The organism is Pleomorphochaeta caudata (genome assembly GCF_055395745.1).
Genome location: NZ_AP042458.1, coordinates 2,420,721 through 2,438,197, shown reverse-complemented (window position 1 = coordinate 2,438,197; position 17,477 = coordinate 2,420,721). Strand labels below are relative to the sequence as shown.

At 28.1% G+C, this 17,477-nt stretch carries 14 protein-coding genes; 9 read left to right on the top strand and 5 right to left on the bottom strand.

Annotation, left to right across the window (positions count from 1 at the left end; all coding sequences use genetic code 11):
- Nucleotides 1-88: 88 nt before the first annotated feature.
- A complete protein-coding gene (locus tag ACZ5RS_RS11240; protein ID WP_464635461.1) occupies nucleotides 89-1,111 on the bottom strand; it encodes a GntR family transcriptional regulator in 1,023 nt (340 codons plus the stop codon).
- A 197-nt stretch (nucleotides 1,112-1,308) separates the two neighbouring features.
- Here ACZ5RS_RS11240 and ACZ5RS_RS11235 point away from each other — a divergent pair, with 197 nt between their 5' ends.
- From ACZ5RS_RS11235 to ACZ5RS_RS11200, 8 genes are all read left to right on the top strand, one after another.
- Nucleotides 1,309-2,586: an ABC transporter substrate-binding protein gene (locus ACZ5RS_RS11235; RefSeq protein ID WP_464635459.1), complete on the top strand. Its 1,278-nt coding sequence runs from the start codon at nucleotides 1,309-1,311 to the stop codon at nucleotides 2,584-2,586.
- 57 nt (nucleotides 2,587-2,643) lie between these two features.
- Nucleotides 2,644-3,516 (top strand): carbohydrate ABC transporter permease, encoded by an 873-nt coding sequence (locus ACZ5RS_RS11230; RefSeq protein WP_464635457.1) that lies wholly within the window; start codon nucleotides 2,644-2,646, stop codon nucleotides 3,514-3,516.
- Nucleotides 3,517-4,356, top strand: a complete 840-nt coding sequence (locus ACZ5RS_RS11225; protein ID WP_464635455.1) for a carbohydrate ABC transporter permease — start codon at nucleotides 3,517-3,519, stop codon at nucleotides 4,354-4,356.
- A 12-nt stretch (nucleotides 4,357-4,368) separates the two neighbouring features.
- Nucleotides 4,369-5,535, top strand: coding sequence for an aminotransferase class I/II-fold pyridoxal phosphate-dependent enzyme (locus ACZ5RS_RS11220; protein WP_464635453.1), 1,167 nt, complete (start codon nucleotides 4,369-4,371; stop codon nucleotides 5,533-5,535).
- Nucleotides 5,535-8,414: an alpha-mannosidase gene (locus ACZ5RS_RS11215; RefSeq protein WP_464635451.1), complete on the top strand. Its 2,880-nt coding sequence runs from the start codon at nucleotides 5,535-5,537 to the stop codon at nucleotides 8,412-8,414. The genes ACZ5RS_RS11220 and ACZ5RS_RS11215 overlap by 1 nt, the downstream gene beginning before the upstream one ends.
- A gap of 293 nt (nucleotides 8,415-8,707) precedes the next feature.
- Nucleotides 8,708-10,429: an AMP-binding protein gene (locus tag ACZ5RS_RS11210; RefSeq protein WP_464635449.1), complete on the top strand. Its 1,722-nt coding sequence runs from the start codon at nucleotides 8,708-8,710 to the stop codon at nucleotides 10,427-10,429.
- A gap of 66 nt (nucleotides 10,430-10,495) precedes the next feature.
- Nucleotides 10,496-10,792 carry a YhbY family RNA-binding protein gene (locus ACZ5RS_RS11205; protein WP_464635447.1) on the top strand — a complete coding sequence of 99 codons (297 nt, stop codon included), beginning with the start codon at nucleotides 10,496-10,498 and terminating at the stop codon, nucleotides 10,790-10,792.
- A 121-nt stretch (nucleotides 10,793-10,913) separates the two neighbouring features.
- Nucleotides 10,914-11,912: an ABC transporter substrate-binding protein gene (locus tag ACZ5RS_RS11200; RefSeq protein ID WP_464635445.1), complete on the top strand. Its 999-nt coding sequence runs from the start codon at nucleotides 10,914-10,916 to the stop codon at nucleotides 11,910-11,912.
- Between the two features lie 46 nt (nucleotides 11,913-11,958).
- On the opposite strand, the gene ACZ5RS_RS11195 is transcribed toward ACZ5RS_RS11200, so the two are convergent.
- From ACZ5RS_RS11195 to ACZ5RS_RS11180, 4 genes are all read right to left on the bottom strand, one after another.
- Complete coding sequence (locus ACZ5RS_RS11195; RefSeq protein ID WP_464635443.1) at nucleotides 11,959-12,918, bottom strand: NAD(P)H-dependent glycerol-3-phosphate dehydrogenase; 960 nt, start codon at nucleotides 12,916-12,918, stop codon at nucleotides 11,959-11,961.
- A gap of 6 nt (nucleotides 12,919-12,924) precedes the next feature.
- Nucleotides 12,925-13,587, bottom strand: a complete 663-nt coding sequence (locus tag ACZ5RS_RS11190; protein WP_464635441.1) for a potassium channel family protein — start codon at nucleotides 13,585-13,587, stop codon at nucleotides 12,925-12,927.
- 10 nt (nucleotides 13,588-13,597) lie between these two features.
- The gene (locus ACZ5RS_RS11185; protein ID WP_464635439.1) at nucleotides 13,598-14,899 is read right to left on the bottom strand and encodes a TrkH family potassium uptake protein; all 1,302 of its coding nucleotides are present in this window, start codon (nucleotides 14,897-14,899) and stop codon (nucleotides 13,598-13,600) included.
- 183 nt (nucleotides 14,900-15,082) lie between these two features.
- Nucleotides 15,083-16,741, bottom strand: coding sequence for a diphosphate--fructose-6-phosphate 1-phosphotransferase (locus tag ACZ5RS_RS11180; protein WP_464635437.1), 1,659 nt, complete (start codon nucleotides 16,739-16,741; stop codon nucleotides 15,083-15,085).
- A gap of 176 nt (nucleotides 16,742-16,917) precedes the next feature.
- Here ACZ5RS_RS11180 and ACZ5RS_RS11175 point away from each other — a divergent pair, with 176 nt between their 5' ends.
- Nucleotides 16,918-17,469, top strand: a complete 552-nt coding sequence (locus ACZ5RS_RS11175) for a DUF188 domain-containing protein (protein WP_464635435.1) — start codon at nucleotides 16,918-16,920, stop codon at nucleotides 17,467-17,469.
- The last annotated feature ends 8 nt before the right edge of the window (nucleotides 17,470-17,477 follow it).

Genomic DNA, 17,477 nt, shown 5'->3' with positions numbered 1-17,477 from the left:
TTATTCAATACTTTATTAATTAATTTGATATTATAATTACAAATTATTAAAAAAACATAAATACTAAATTGATAGAATTTAATTTTTTTTATACTTGTCTTTCAATAATTGGAGCATTGATAAAAATTGTTTTTTGAGTGTCATTATTTTCTTCAATAGCTTCAATCATTATTCTACCACTTTCTTTACCTATTTCATACATTTGATGGATAGCAGACATATCATTTTCACATTCTTCTTTACTTGCAGAAATAGAGGCCATAAATTTTGTATTATTTATTTTTTTTATAGCTCTACAGATATTTTGGTTCATACCAATAATTGCATCACAATTGTTAATTTCATTTTTTGTTTTTTCATCTATTTCAAGTTTGTTTGAAACTACAAAATCTGTTTCATTTATAACTATTTCATTGTATGGGATATTGTTATTTTTTAGGGCAGCTTTAATACCAGCTTTTTTTTCATCAGAACTACTTGTAGTATACCCACTAGCTACTAAGATTGATTTATATCCTTTATCTATTAACCTTTTGGTTAAATTATAAAATGCTTTGTTATTATTTGTTCCAACATAGCTACCATAATCTAAGGTGATATATCTATCAACTTGAACTAGAGGAATATTATTGGATTTGATTAAGTTAATTATTTTGAAATTATTTTCTATATTATAATTACCCATAAGAGGAGCAAAAATAAAACCAGAAATATCATCATTTATTAAATTACTTATTTGTTCAAATATATTATCTTTGTTAAAAAGAGTATTAAAATATAAAGTATGATAGCCTTTATTTAAGAGTGTATTATGTATCCCCTCTAATAAAAAAGAAGAGAATGCAGGAGTCTTATTATCAATTGCTACACAAATGGTTTTACTTCCATTTTTTAAATTATTAACATTTGTTACAAATGTGCCTTTTTTCCCTTCAATATATCCTAGATAACCTTCATCAATTAACTTATCAATTGCTGCCTTAATTGTAACTCTACTTACATGAAACAGTGTAGCTAAATTTCTTTCACTAGTTATTCTCTCCCCTGGTTTCCAATATTGTTCAATTAGTCTGTTTTTTATTTCTTTATATGCGGTATCTGTTTTATTCATCCATTTGTCCTGTTGACTTTTTTGGTATAATTATAATACCAAAATGTGTTATTGGCAATGTTTTATTATTTCTTTTTATGTATTTTAACTGATAAAAGAAAAAATAAGTTGACAATGGTATGATGTAATGGTTTAATTATGCTTAAAGTTGGTATTATTTTTTAATACCAATTATATAACCAATTAAGGAGTAAAAAATGAAAAAGAAAGTTTTAAGTTTTGTTTTTATCATTGGACTTGTATTAACTCCAATGTTTGCACAAGGCTCAGGAGAGAAAGCTTCAGATGCTAAAGTAAAATTAACATTTGTTGAAACCATGACAAGTCCAACTAGGACAGCTGAAATCCAATCATTAATAGATGAATATGTTGCAGCAAATCCAAATATTGAAATTGAATTAATTTCACCACCTTATGAACAAGCGGATAACAAATTAACAATGATGTTAAATAGTAATCAAGCTTTAGATATTATTGAAGTTAGAGACCATACAGTTAAACAATATGTTAACAACAGTAAGCTAACTGATTTAACTTCTTATATGGATAAATGGGAAGGAACAAAAGATTTATTACCATTAACATTAACAGCTGCTAAAACTGTTGATAATACTCCATATTTAATTCCTCAATTCTTCTTTGTTAAAGGTTTATTTGTAAGAACAGATATCTTAGCAAAGTATGGAGTAGAAATTCCAACAACAATGGAAGAACTATACAGTGCTTCAAAAGAAATTTCACAAAAGAGTGCTACTCAATATGGTTTTGGATTTAGAGGTAAAGGATCTCCTTTTAAAATTTCTGATATCCTAATGTTATCTGATTTAGATAATATAGATACAGAAAATATTTATAAAACAACTGATGGTACATTCGCTTATAATACAGCTCAAGGAAAAGAAAGCTTAGAAGCATATGTTCAAATGTTTAAAGATTCAGTTCCATCAGATGGTATTAACTGGGGATTTAATGAACAAGTTAATGCATTTATTGCAGGAACAACTCCTTTCTTAGTTCAAGATCCAGATACAATTTCTATGGTAGCTTCAGCTTTAGATTCTGATCAATATACAGTAGTTCCAATGCCAGTAGGTAAAAGTGGTAAATGTTATTTAGATTATGGATTTGCAGGCTTAGGTATTCCAACAACTAGTGAACATCCTCAAGAAGCTTGGGATTTTATATCCTATATGCTAAGTGCTGAAACCAATGCTAAATTCTGTAAAGCTTATGGTCCATTACCAATTAACACATCAACATATGAAAATGATGAATATTTCTCACAAGGTGCATATAAATCATGGCAAACAGAAATGTCAGATACTGATAAATATGTATTTGTAAAATATCCTTTAGATTCTCCTAAATATCCTGGTTGGGCTCAAGTAGAAGAACAATCAATGCAAGCATTACTATTAGATCAAATCTCAAGTGATGATTTAATTAGTCAATGGACTGAATATTGGAGTGAATAATCAATAATTTCTGGGGAAAAGTTTCTTTTCCCCATACTATTAATATTGGAGGAGACAGTGGATAAAAGAACACAAAAAATTATGTTAATCCCGGCATTTCTTTTTTTGTCATTATTTATATATTTGCCTGTAATTAGAGGGGCAGTAATGGCATTCCAAAATTATAATATGTTTGATTTAACAAATGTTCATTTTATTGGATTTAAGAATTTCATCGATGTTATTACTGATAAGAATATTAGTTTTTTTGTAATACTACTTAATACAATTATATGGGTTGTTTTCTCATTAGCCTTACAATTTATTTTAGGTTTTATTTTAGCAATGTTATTAGAAAAACCTTTTTTAGGAAGAGGTATTTATTCAGGATTAGTATTTTATACTTGGGCATTGTCTGGTTTTGCAATTGGATTAACTTGGGCTTGGTTGTTCAATGGCCAAACAGGATTAATTAATGATCTATTAATGAAGATTAATTTAATAGATTCCCCAATTGGATTTTTATCAAACCCAAAATTTGCAATGGTTTCAGTAATTGCAGCTAATGTTTGGTATGGAATACCTTTTTTTGGAATTATGATTTTAGCAGCACTTCAATCAGTACCTAAAGAATTGCATGAAGCTGCAGTTATAGATGGGGCTGGAGCAGTTAAGAGATTATTTAAAGTAACAATTCCTTATATCAAACCAACTATTGTTAGTACTTTGCTACTTAGAACTATGTGGATTGTAAATATGCCAGATATTATTTATGCAATGACTAATGGTGGCCCAGTAAATAAAACTAATATATTAGCAACTCAGATGATTAATAAAGTATTTAAAGAATATGATTATGGCCAAGGTTCAGCTATTGGTTTAATCATTATGTTTCTTTTATTTATATACTCAATTTTTTATCTACGATTAACAAGTAGAAAGGATGATTAAATGAGAGAAAGACACCCAATCCTTAGATCTGTAATTAGAGCTGTATTATTAATTATATATTTGTTGTTGGCAATTATCCCACTATATTGGATTTTTGTAACTAGTATTAAAGGTGCGAAGCATATTTATGATTTTCCTTTAGTATATTTCCCAAAAGATTGGAATTTTGATGGATATAGGAAACTATTTTCATTTAGTAATTTTGGAATTTATTTTAGAAATTCACTTTTAGTTGCTGTTTTTTCCTCTCTAGTTGCAATGATTATATCTGTATTAAGTGGATTTGCGCTTTCAAGATACAAGAATAGGAAAATGAAAAAAAGAATGGAACTTTTGTTATATTTTTCTCAAACAATTCCTCCATTTATAATCATGGTACCTATTTTTACAATGTTTTCTCAGTTAAAACTAACTGATAGTTTAGTATCCTTAAGTTTTGTTTATGTAGCAACTGTTGTAGCTTTTTCAACAATAATGAGCAAAAGTTTCTTTGATAAAGTTCCCACAAGCATCGAAGAGGCTTGTATGATTGATGGTTGTACACAAATTCAATCTCTTTATAAAGTTATTTTACCTATTACTTTGCCAGGAATGGCTGCAATCTTTTGTTTTGCATTTATTAATATTTGGAATGAATTATTCTTAGCAGTTATGTTATTAATGACAAATTCAAAAATGACAGTTCCTGTTGCTTTAAATTCTTTTATATCTAAAGCAGGAATTTCTTGGGATGTAATGAGTGCTGGTATTATAATTGCCTTATTACCAACTATGATTGTTTTTGGGTTTGGACAGAAATATATAGTTGCAGGATTAACTGAAGGTAGTGTTAAAGAATAAAGAGGTAAATTTATGGCTAAAAAAAACATTTCAGAAATTTTATTACATCAAGGAGAATTAGATTTACCATTTAATGCGGTAAGTCCTCCCATTGTAAATACATCAATCTTTTGCTTTAAATCCTATGAAGATTTTAGAGACGCATTAGCTGATGAAACTACACATTATTTATATAGTAGAGGAAACAATCCTACAGTAAATTTATGTGAAGAAAAGCTAGCTGCTTTAGAGGGTGCCCAAAAGGCAAAATTAGTAACTAGCGGTATGAGTGCTATTACACTTTCAATTCTTTCATGTTTGAAAGGTAATGATCATGTTGTTGCTGTCAAGGATTCATATTCTTGGACTAAATATTTTTTCCATACATATCTAAAAAGATTTGGAGTAACAGTAACTTATGTAGAAGGTTGTAACATTTCTGATTTTGAAAATGCTATACAGGATAATACAAGGTTAATATATCTTGAAAGTCCTACTACATTCACATTTAAACTTCAGAATTTAAAAGAAGTCGCAACCTTAGCAAAAAAACATAATATTAAAACTATTATAGATAATACTTGGGCAACTCCTTTTTTCCAGAATCCTATTAGCTATGGAATAGATTTAGTAGTACATTCTGCATCAAAATATATTGGTGGCAATTCTGATATAGTAGCAGGTGTTATTATGGGTTCAAAAAAAGATATTGATAAAATATTTGAAACTGAATTCCAACCTTTAGGCCCAGCACCTACAGCAATGCAAGCTTGGTTAATTATGAGGAATATGAGGACATTACATATAAGAATGCCATATCATTTTAATAATGCATTAAAAGTAGCTAAATTTTTAGAAGAAAATGATAAAGTTGAAAGTGTTTTATATCCATTTTTAGAATCTTTTGATCAATATGATTTAGCCAGGACTCAAATGAGTGGTGGTAGTGGATTGTTTTCCTTTAGATTAAAAACAAGAAATCTTGAAGATGTAAAAAAATTCACTAATTCTCTTAAATATTTTAAGAAAGCTGTAAGTTGGGGAGGTTATGAATCCTTAGTTTTCCCAGCAGCAGTAAAATATCAAGATGAGGGCCCAATACCTGAGGATAGAATTTCTTTGATTAGAATCCATGTTGGTATTGAAGATGCTTCTATATTAATTGACGATTTAAATAATGCACTTAAGGGGATTAATTGATGTATGATTTAAAAGCTTCTGCAAGAATTGAAACTTATTTAGATCTTTTAAAAGAGAGAAAATTTACACGCCTTTTTGAAATTAATAAATTAAAAAAATCAGTATGTAATAATTTTGAATTCTATCGTTTAGAGAAAGATAAGTTAGATTGGCAAGAGATAAATACACCAGATTCTTATGGAGAAGATAATACAGATGTTTGGTATCAAACATCTGTAGATGTTCCAAATGAAAAAGATGTTTATTTTCATTTAGAATTACAAACAGATTCTTTAATAATTATTAACAATAATGAAAAGTTTTTTGCAATAAATCCTTTTCATAATTTAGTTCCTTTAGAAGATTATAGAGGGAAAAGAATAACTATAAGCATTTGTATATGGAGTGGTTATAAATTCCCAGGTTATCATCCAAAAGAAAGTGATAGAGTTCTTGTAACTGTTGCAAAAAGGGTTAAAGATTATCCATTGGTATTTAAGAATGCAGAAATAGTAAAAAAGAATTATTATAATTATAATTTATATTATGATGTTTATGTTTTATATCAATTAACTAAAACCTTAGATCCAAATGGCCTATTGTATCAAAAGATTCTTTCAACTCTTCATAAAACTTTAATGCAAATAAGTTTTGTTTGTGATGATTTTAAAAAAAATGAAAATGATGCAAAAATAGTAAGTGAACAAATTAAACCATTATTAGACTATAAAAATGCTGATTGTGCTCCAACTATATATAGTATTGGTAGTGCACACTTAGATTATGCTTGGCTTTGGCCAATAAAAGAAACAATTAGAAAGGCAGCTAGAACTTTAAGTGAAATGAATTATTTAATGGATGCTGATTCAACTTTTAAATTCATGTTTTCTCAGCCAATAATAATTGAACAAGTAAAAGAAATATATCCAGAAATTTTTGACGATTTATTAATTAATTATAAAAAAGGTCAATTTGAACCAAATGGTGTTGGACTTGTTGAACCTGATTGTATGTTATCTACAGGTGAAGGTTTAATTAGAAATATTATATATGGCAGAAAAATTACTAATAAATTATTTGAAAACTATTTTGGGGATACTTTTTACGTACCAGATTCTTTTGGTTATATGCCAACATTGCCTCAAATTTTAGTTAAATCAGGGATTAAATATATTGTAACAAGTAAATTAGGTTGGAATGATACAACTAAGCATCCATATGATTTATTTGATTGGAAAGGGCTTGATGGTTCTATTGTAAAAGCTCATATGATTCAAGGTGCTTATGAAGGTACTCAAGAACCTAAAGAAAATTATGATATGTGGAATCAGATAATAAATAAAGATGTGCAAGATTCTCTACTTAGACCAATAGGAGAGGGAGACGGTGGTGGTGGAACTACTTTAGATGATTTAGAGTTAATAAAAAGACAGAAGAATTTACAGGGACTTCCAAAAAATTCTTGGAAAACTATGTCTAGATCTTTAGAAAAAATATTTGAAAATCCAGTACCAGAATATGATGGAGAATTATATTTAGAATTACATCGAGGTACTTATACAACTCAAGCTAAAACTAAAAAATATCATAGACAACTTGATAAAAAGCTACATAATGTTGAGTATTTAGTTTCTCTATTTTATATAAATAATCAAATAAGCTATGAACAAATAAAAATGTATAAAGAACATTTAGATTATTGTTGGAGAATTTTTTGTATAAATCAATTCCATGATATATTACCTGGTTCAACTGTAAGAATTGTTAATGAAGAAGCTCATAAATCTTATGAAGAAATTAAATCTATTTTAGATGAAATTCTCGATAATTTAATAGATAAAGGTGATTATTTATTAAATTTATCACCGTATATGCAAAATGGGATTAACCCATATGAAAGTGAAATTAAGAAAAATAGGGCAACAAGATTAGCAAAAGTAGGTAAGCAGTTATTTAGTTGGGGAAGTGTAGAAATATCTGATACTGGAGATATTATAAGTTTTATAGTAGATAATAGAGAAATTGCTAAAGATAAATTTAATGTTTTAGAATTTGGTGAAGATTTCCCAAATAATTGGGATGCTTGGGATATAGAAATAGATAGTTTATCAAACTTGAAAGTAGTAGATACTCGTTTTGAGAGCGGGGTTATTAAGTATAAATTTGACAATGGATCAACATTAGAGCAAGAAATTATTATTTTTGAGGATATTGCTAGAATTGATTTTGTAACTAAAGTAAATTGGATGGAAAATCATAAAATATTAAGGGCTAAATTTAATCATAATATTTCATCAGTTTATACAGATTGTGATATTCCTTTTGGCATCTTTAAAAGATCAAACTCAAAGAACTTAAGAAGTGAAAGAGCTAAATTTGAAGTTCCATCTCATGAGTATATTTCTCAAAGTGATAATAAGAACTCTATTTCATTAATTACTGATAGTAAATATGGATATTCCTTTGATAAAAATCAATTATCAGTTTCCCTTTTAAGAAGTCCAAAAGCTCCAGATGAAATGGCTGATATTGGTAATCATAGCTTTACTTATTCTATTTTTGTTGCTGATAAAAACAATTTAATTGATACAATCAGTGAAGCGGAAAATGTTAATAATCCTCTACTAAGTTGTAATAAAAAAATTGAGAATAATTTGTTTGAAATTAATGTGGATAATATCATTTTAGAAACTTTAAAAGTTGCGGAAGATGATGGTGCTTTGATTTTTAGATTTAGAGAAATTTTAGGTATTAAAACTAACTGTCAAATTAACTTTAATAAAGATAAATTTGATCTTGCCTCTTTAAAATTTGTTAATTTAATTGAAAAAGAAATATCTGATGATTATGATTTTAATTCTTTTGAGATTAAGACAATAAAAATATTTAAAAAGAATTAAGACTTATTTCGATATATTACTAGATTTTATTAATTTATTTTAAGAAGTTTCATAATTAATTTTGTGAAATTTCTTAATTTTTTTGTTATACTTGTGTAATAAGTTTCATTTAGTAATAATTTGTAATATAAAAATAAAAAATTGTAAAATTATGTATTGAAATTGTTGCTAGATAAACTATAATTAAATTGACATTATTACAGATAGTGACAAATTGTAATTAATAAGACTTGATATATTGTAATTGCTATTTTACAATAATATAAATTGGTTATGTCGATGGAGGAAGTTTTATGGCTAAAAAAGAGATGTATAATCCTATAGCTTTCCTTGATGAATTTAAAGGAAAAGATTTTAAAGGAGAGTGGCCAACAGTTGTTGAAATGTTTGATATCACTGTAAAAAGATTCAAGGATAGACCTTGTTTTAGACAGTTTGTTCCAAATGATTTACAATTTAATTATTCTCAGGTTAGAGAAAAGGTAATAGAAGTTGCAAATAATATTTTAACATATGCAGAACCAAAAGATAAAATAGCTGTATGTGGTAAAAATAGTGTTGAATGGGCTATTACATATCTAGCTGTATTATATGCTGGATGTATTGTTGTTCCTCTTGATGCAAATCTAAAAGATAGTGAAACAGATATTTTAATTAAGTTTGCTGGAGTTAAAGCACTATATGCTGATGCTGGAAAAATTGATGAATTAGGAAAAGATCCTGAAATTAATTTAGTAAAAAGATATTCTTTAGAAGAAAGTGATAAAGAAAGATATGTTTTAAATAATGGAATAAAAGGTGATTTAAATCCAAAAGCTTATAAACCTGTTTGTGAAGATCTTGCAGCAATTTTATTTACCAGTGGTACAATAGGAACTCCAAAAGGTGTTATGTTAACTCATAAAAACTTAGTAAGCGATTGTTATTTAGCACAATCCCATATGCAACTATATCCAAGTGATGTATTCTATGCAATTCTTCCAATCCATCATGCTTATACTATGCTTGCTGTATTTATTGAAGCAATTAGTGTTGGTGCTTCAGTAGTATTTGGTAAACGTCTAATTGTAAGTCAATTATTAAAAGAATTAAAAGTTGGAAAAGTTACTATGTTCTTAGGCGTTCCAATGTTATTTAATAAGTTATTAGCAGGTCTGTTAAGTGGACTTAAAAAGAAAAGTATTATTCTTTATGGCATTATAAGATTCTTAATGGGCGTCTCTGGTTTAATTAAAAAGATTACTAAAAAGAATGTTGGTCATAAAATGTTCGGATTCTTATTGAAACAAATCTCTTTAGATACAAATAGAATTTGTATTTGTGGTGGTGGTCCTCTTCCAGATTCAACATTTAAGATGTTCAATGAATTAGGAATTGACTTTGTACAAGGTTATGGTTTAACTGAAACTAGTCCTATTACTCACCTAAATCCAACATATGCATATATTGAATCATCAGTTGGTAAGATTATTCCAACCTTAGAACAAAAGATTGTTTCTCCTGATAAAGATGGAAATGGTATAATTTATATTAAAGGTTCAGTAGTAATGAAAGGTTATTATAAAAACCAAGAAGCTACTGACGAAGTTCTTGATGCAGATGGTTGGTTAAATACAGGTGATGTTGGTCATGTAGATAGTAATGGTTATTTATATCTAACAGGTAGAGCAAAGAATATTATTGTTACTGAAGGTGGTAAGAATGTATTCCCTGAAGAAATTGAAGATCATTTCCAATTGTATAATGAAATTGACCAAATTTGTATTGTTCCATTTATTAAAGATTCAGCTAAGAAGAGTGAAGGTATTAAAGCTTTAATATTCCCAAATCAAGATTGGTTGAAGGAAGTTGGTGATTCAGCTGCTGAAAAGAGAATTAATCAAATTATCTCTGAAGTAAATAAAGATTCTCAACCTTATAAGAGAATTGAAAAGATTTTAATAACTAAAGAAGCATTACCAACAACAAGTACTAAGAAAATTAAGAGATTCGAGGTAATGAAACTTTATAAATAGTCATTATATAAGAAAATGACTATTTTATACTTGCTAAATTAAGGAAAGGTTGATAAAGTCATCTTTATGAAAAGTAATTTAAGAAATTATTTGCGTTCTCAAGCGCATGATATTGATCCCATTGTAATGGTTGGAAAAGAAGGGGTTAGTGATAATGTTGTTGATGCATTAGATCAAGCATTATTGCACCATGAATTAGTTAAAGTAAAATTTCAAGCTAAGAAAGACTTTATAAAAGAATTAAGCAATGAATTAGCTTCAAAGACAAATAGTGATTTAATTTATATCATTGGTTTTATTGCTATATTCTATCGAAAAAGTGATGAAAACTTAATCGAAATTCCTAAAAGTTTATTAAGATAATATGAGGAAGGTACAAAATGTACCTTCTTTTTTTAATTTTTCCATGTTTCTATTAAAAAGTACATTGACATTATTTTTGTTTCTATTTATAGTAACAAATAATTAGATGGAGATTAAAAATATGAAGAAATTTACAAGTGTTTTATTATTAATGTTGATGGCAACTATGGTGGTATTTGCTAATGGTACTAAAGAAGATGCAAATGCAGAGAAAGTTTATAAAATTGGTATTTCAAAGTTTGTAACTCATCCTGCTCTTGATGCAATTGAACAAGGGATAATGGATGTGTTTAACGAAGAAGGTGTTAATGCTGATTTTGATTTACAAAACTGTAATGCTGAAATTGCAACTGCTGTATCAATTGCAAAAGTTTTTAAAGATGGCAAAAAGGATATGGTAATAGGTATTGCAACTCCTCCAGCTCAAGCTTTAGCTCAAGTTTACAAAAATGATACAACTCCTGTAGAATTTGCAGCAATTACAGATCCTTTAAGTGCAGGTTTGATGGATGAAAATCTTAGTAATGTTTTTGGTATTAGTGATAAGAATCCTATTGAATTACAATTAAAAACATTTACAGAGTTAGCAAATATTAAAACATTAGGTATGATTTATAGTGGAAATGAATCTAATGGGGTTGCAATATATGAGAGAGCAAAAGAATACTGTGAAGCAAATAATATTAAGCTTGTTGCAGTAAGTATTGCATCTTCTGCTGAAGTTAAGATGGCAATGTTATCAATTGCAGATAGAATTGAAGGTGTATTTATTGGTAATGATAATACAGTTGTTTCAGCTCTTGCCAGTGTAGACCAAGTTTGTACTGAATATGATTTACCATTATTTAATAGTGATACAACTAGTAGTGAAGATACAAACTTCTTAATGAGTTTTGGTCTTGATTACTATAAAGTTGGTAGAATTTGTGGAGAAAAAGCTCTAGATGTTATTAATGGTGCTACTCCAAAAGAAATTGGTGCTATTTTCTTAGATGATATTTCACAATTTAACTTTATCTTAAATCTTGATAGAGCAAAGGATTTGAATATTAATATTAGTGATGATCTTTTAAATAGTGCAAGTTATGTAGTTGAAAATGGTGAAATGATAAAACGATAATCATATTTTTTTAAATAGAGAAGGAAGCCTTTTGGGCTTCCTTTTATTATTTAAATACTGAACTTATATAATCTGTTAAATCCTCTTCTTTATACATTAATTTGTATAAAGCTGTAACAATAGGATACTCGTCTGTTATATTGCGTTCTTTGGTCTTATCGTACATTAATTTGATTGTTCTATAACCTTCAATTACTGTGGTACTTTTATTATCTTGCAAAAATCCTTTACCAACTAATAAGCCAAGGGTTCTATTTCTAGATAAATCATTTAGACTTGTAAGTCCTAAATCTCCCATACCACAATATTTAAATATTGTAGAACTATCACAATCAAAAAGGATTAGAAACTTTCTCATTTCATTTACACTTTTGGTATAAATTAAAAAATCAACATTAGGGGAGTTGTATCTACCAGATACAAGGCCGATAGCAATCGCATACATGTTTTTTAAAATACTTAATAGTTCAACAGCTCTAATATCATCAGTATAGTCTAATGTTAAGCCTGTATTTTCTAATACATTATTTTTTATATAATGATAATCAACTTCTTCTCCACCAAAAGTAAAGGCAGATGGGAATCCATTTAATAATTCAATTGCAAAAGTTGGACCTTTCATGCTTGCTTTTTTTTCAAAGGGCAATTTTTCAGTAATGAAAGCTCCTTCATCACTCATTCCTTTTGCTAGATTTATTATAAGAGAATCTTTTGATACATATTTTTTTATTCGCTTGCAAAAGGATAAAATAGCCTTTGAAGGAATAGCTAAAAAAATACAATCAGCATCTTTAAAATTTTCTAGATTACTAAACGCTTTTATGTTTTTGTTTAAATATCTTGTTGAAAAGCTTTTAGAGTTTTTATGAATTGAATTAATTTCATCAACAATACTTTGATGCCTAGAATAAATATAAACATCGTTATCATTATTCCAGGCTAGTCTTTCAGCTATAGCAGTACCAAAAACCCCGCTACCAGCTATAATAATCTTTCTTTTATTCATAAATTTTTATTTCGAGTTCTGTTGTTCAAAAGCGCTTATATCATGGTTATTACCGCTGATTACTAAAATATCTTTTTCTTGTAATACTGTATCAGGTAAAATATATCCATTAGCTTTGTTATCTCTTACAATAGCAACAATGTTAATACCGAATTTAGCTCTGAAATTTAATTCATTAATAGCTTTATTTGCAAATTTTTCGTTAATTTCAATTTCAATAATTGAGAAATCTTCACCAATAGGTAAAACATCAAGAGTTAATCTTGCACTTAATGTTTTTGCAAGTTTTGCACCCATATCAACTTCAGGGTTAACAACTATTGCTCCAATTTTTTCTAAAACTCGGCCATGATCGTTACTTATAGCTTTTGCATATACTCTAGGGACTCCTAATTCAATTGCATTAAGAGTAGCTAAAATATTAGCTTCAATATCTTTACCAATACAAACAACTACAGTGCCACAATCTCCAATACCAGCTTCTTTAAGAGAATCTTTTGTTAATTCTCCAAGATGTATTAATTGATTAACACTAGTTTTTAAAGGATAAAGTTTACTTTGATCTTTATCAATTGCAATAATTGTTTTTCTATTTTCTAGTAAGTTTTCTGCTAAAGATAAACCAAAACGTCCAACTCCAATAATTCCGTATAAATTATTATCTGCCATAATAAACTCCTTATCCGATTAAAATGTTTTCTTCAATATAATGGAATCTCTTCTGGGAAGTTCTCCAACTAAATGCAATAGTTAAAGGACCAAGTCTTCCAATAAACATTAATATAATTAAAAGGATTTTGCTACTAGCTGCTAAATGGGTTGTAATTCCCATTGATAGCCCAACTGTTGCAAAAGCACTTACACATTCAAATATCACTTCTTCAAAACTAAAGGCAGTACCTTCAATAGAAAAAATAATTCCACCAGTAATAATTATTGCAAACATCGCTAATGTTGCAACAAAAAAAGCTTTAATTATTGAAGAATCAGCTATTTTTCTATAAAAAGCTTTAACATTGTTATGAGTAGGTATTCTTATAATAGAAAGGATGATAGTAAACATAGTGGTTGTTTTAATACCACCACCTGTAGATCCAGGAGATGCACCAACAAACATTAAGAATAACATTACAACAACACCAGCGTTACTTAAGCCCCCGATATCTATTGTATTGAATCCAGCGGTTCTTGCTGTTGTGCTTTGAAAAAATGCCTGTAGAAGAGTAATTCCTCTTTCACTAAAATAAAAGAATACTGTTCCAAAGAGTAATAATGAACCACTCATTGTTAAAACAATCTTTGTATGTGTTTTTAATCTTTTATTTTTCTTAAAAGAAAAAATATCATATATAACAAAAAATCCTAAACCACCAATAATAATTAATATTGCAGTAGTTAAATTTAGTAATACATTATTTGAATAATTAGAAATACTTGTAAAATTACCTAAGATATCAAACCCTGCATTATTAAATGAAGAAATTGAATGGAAAATAGAAATTCCAATAGCTTTTAGAGTAGGGTAATCGACTTTAAAGACTTGATAAAATAATAATGAACCAGTTATTTCACAAATTAAAGAAGTTGTAATAACTGTTTTTACTAAAGCTCTAATATCGAAGCCAGGAATTGTATTTAAAGATTCTCTTACTAAAGATAAATTTGAATATGATAAACTGTTTCCAATAATCATTAAAAAGAAAACAGCAAATGAAGCGAAACCTAAACCACCTAATTGAATTAAAGTAGCTAAAACAATAGATCCAAAAACTGATAAAGTATTTCCCACATCAATTGTTGATAATCCAGTTACACAAACTGCGCTAGCAGAAATGAAAAAAGAATTAACAACGCTAATTGATTTACCATCCTGATGACTTATTGGTAATAATAATAAAAGTCCACCAACAATAATAATAGAAGCAAACCCAATAATTAATCTTATACCAGGGGTAAGAAGTTTTCTATGCTTTGATTTCATAAATATGGATTATAAATGTTTACAATAATAAAAACAAGATAGTAAGTTTTTTTAAAAGTCTTGGTAAATAATTTCATATAAGTAATGTAATTAGTCTTTTGTTTATAAATCATAATATTCAAAAAAAACTAATAGTCTGGTTAATTGACCAAACTATTAGTAATTATTATAAACAATTTATTATTATTTTTCTTGTTCTAAAGCTAAGGTTCTAGTAGTAATATCACATACACTTTCTGGACCATAGTATTGAATTGCTCCTGGGAATGTGAAACATGTATCAATTGCCCATGTTTCTCTGTTCTTTTCAAAATATTTGAAAGGAGCACCATCAAGTTCAACTAAAGCTTTTTTAATAACAGGTTTTTGTTCACCGTGTCTTTGTTCCATATTCATCATCATAGTTATTGGAATACCACCAGCAATCCATTGAGATGCAGGAGCACTTAAGTTTTTAACACTTGAAAGATATCCTGATAAGCCACTTGCAATAAGCATAAATGCATTGAAGCCTAAGCTATAACAGTAGTCAGCATCAAAGTTTGATGGGAATGCACATCTGCCTTCATAACCAAAGAAGTGGTTTTGTGCACTGAATTTACCAGTATATTTACCTTCAGCTTTCATTTGTGATAATTGTTTAGCAACCATCTCGATTAATAATTTATCAGTTTCAATTCTTGATACTTGAACATTACCGTGTGGGTCTCTGTCCATTAATAATTGTAATTGGATACTAGGAGGTAGAATTGAGAATACTTGTGCAGAAGCTTCACTAACATTAGCTAAGATAAATTTAATTTGATCTTCGCTTGTTTCAAATTTAGCATATTCATCAGCTTTTTTTGCTAGTAAATCATTTAATTCATTAATTAATGCTTTTACTTCAGGAATAAATTCTACTAAACCTTCAGGAATAATAATAACACCAAAGTTTAAGCCTTTATTACCTCTAGCTGCAATAATATTGCTAATATAATCTACAACACCAGCTAAAGAAGTTTCATTTTTTTCAATTTCTTCACTAACTAGACATACATTAGGTTGTGTTTCAAGTGCACATTCAAGAGCAATATGAGATGCACTTCTACCCATAACTTTAATAAAGTGCCAATATTTCTTTGCAGAATTAGCATCTCTTTCAATGTTACCAATTAATTCACTATATGTTTTAGTTGCTGTATCAAAACCGAAAGATATTTCGATTTCATCATTCTTTAAATCCCCATCAATTGTTTTTGGACAACCAATAACTTGAATGTTAGCTTTTTTTGCTAAGAAATATTCAGCTAAAACAGCAGCATTTGTATTTGAATCATCACCACCGATAATTACTACAGCACTGATACCATATTTTTCACAAGTAACTCTAGCTTTCTCAAATTGTTCTTCTGTTTCTAATTTTGTTCTACCTGATCCAATAATATCAAATCCACCAGTATTTCTAAAATCATCTAGATAATCACTGGTTAATTCCATTGTATCATCTTCAATAATTCCACTTGGACCACCTTTAAAGCCATATAGTTTACTTTCTGGATTAGCTTTTTTAATTGCATCAAAAAGACCACTTATAACATTGTGTCCACCAGGAGCTTGTCCACCTGATAAAATAACACCAACATTGATTTGTTTTTTAATGTCATCGTTTTTGCCTTTTTCAAAAGAAATTTTATTCAAGCCATAAGTGTTTGGAAATAAAGCTTTAATTTGTTCTTGGTCAGAATTTGAAGAAGTAGGAGCTCCTTTAACTGGAACAACTTGGTCGATAGCTTCTCTTAAAATAGAAGGAAGTTTTGGTTGATACTCATAACGAGCTTTTTGTAGAGGTGATAGATTCATAATTTTTCTAATCTCCGATATTTTTGGTTTTGTTTTTTTTGTACAAGAAGTCTTGTACTAAAAAGATATAAAAATACATAATTTATTTCAAGACTTTAATTAATATTGTACCTCTAGTACTTACTTAAATTATATATTATTCTAATAGCAAAAATTACTTGGAGTTTAATTCTTATATGAAAGTTTATGTTGATGCTGATTCATTTTTAAAACAAATGAGAGAAGTTGTGCTAAGAGCTGCACAAAAAAGAAATCTTGATATTACCTTTGTTGCTGATAGAAATTTAAAAGATGTTCTTTTAGCTAAAGAAAAACATACAGCACAACTTAGAAAACAAGCATTAGTTGAAAATAGTGATATTGATGCAGAATCTCTAAAAACTATAAAAAGTAAAATTGATATGATAATTGTTCAAAGTGATAGTGATAGCGCAGATGACAAAATTGTAGAATTAGCAAATTCTGGAGATTTAGCAATTACTCATGATATTCCATTAATAGATAGATTAACAGAGAAGGGCGTATTAGTTCTTGATGATAGGGGAAATATTTTTACAGATAAAAATATTAAAGAAAGATTATCAATAAGAAATGCCATGACTGAATTAAGAAGTTATGGGATTAATGTAGAAAAAACAAAAAAAATGGGCGTAAAAGAAATTAAAGCGTTCAGTGATGCTTTCTCAAGAACTTTAGACAAATATAGAGAAGAATTAAAGCAAAACTAAATTAAATT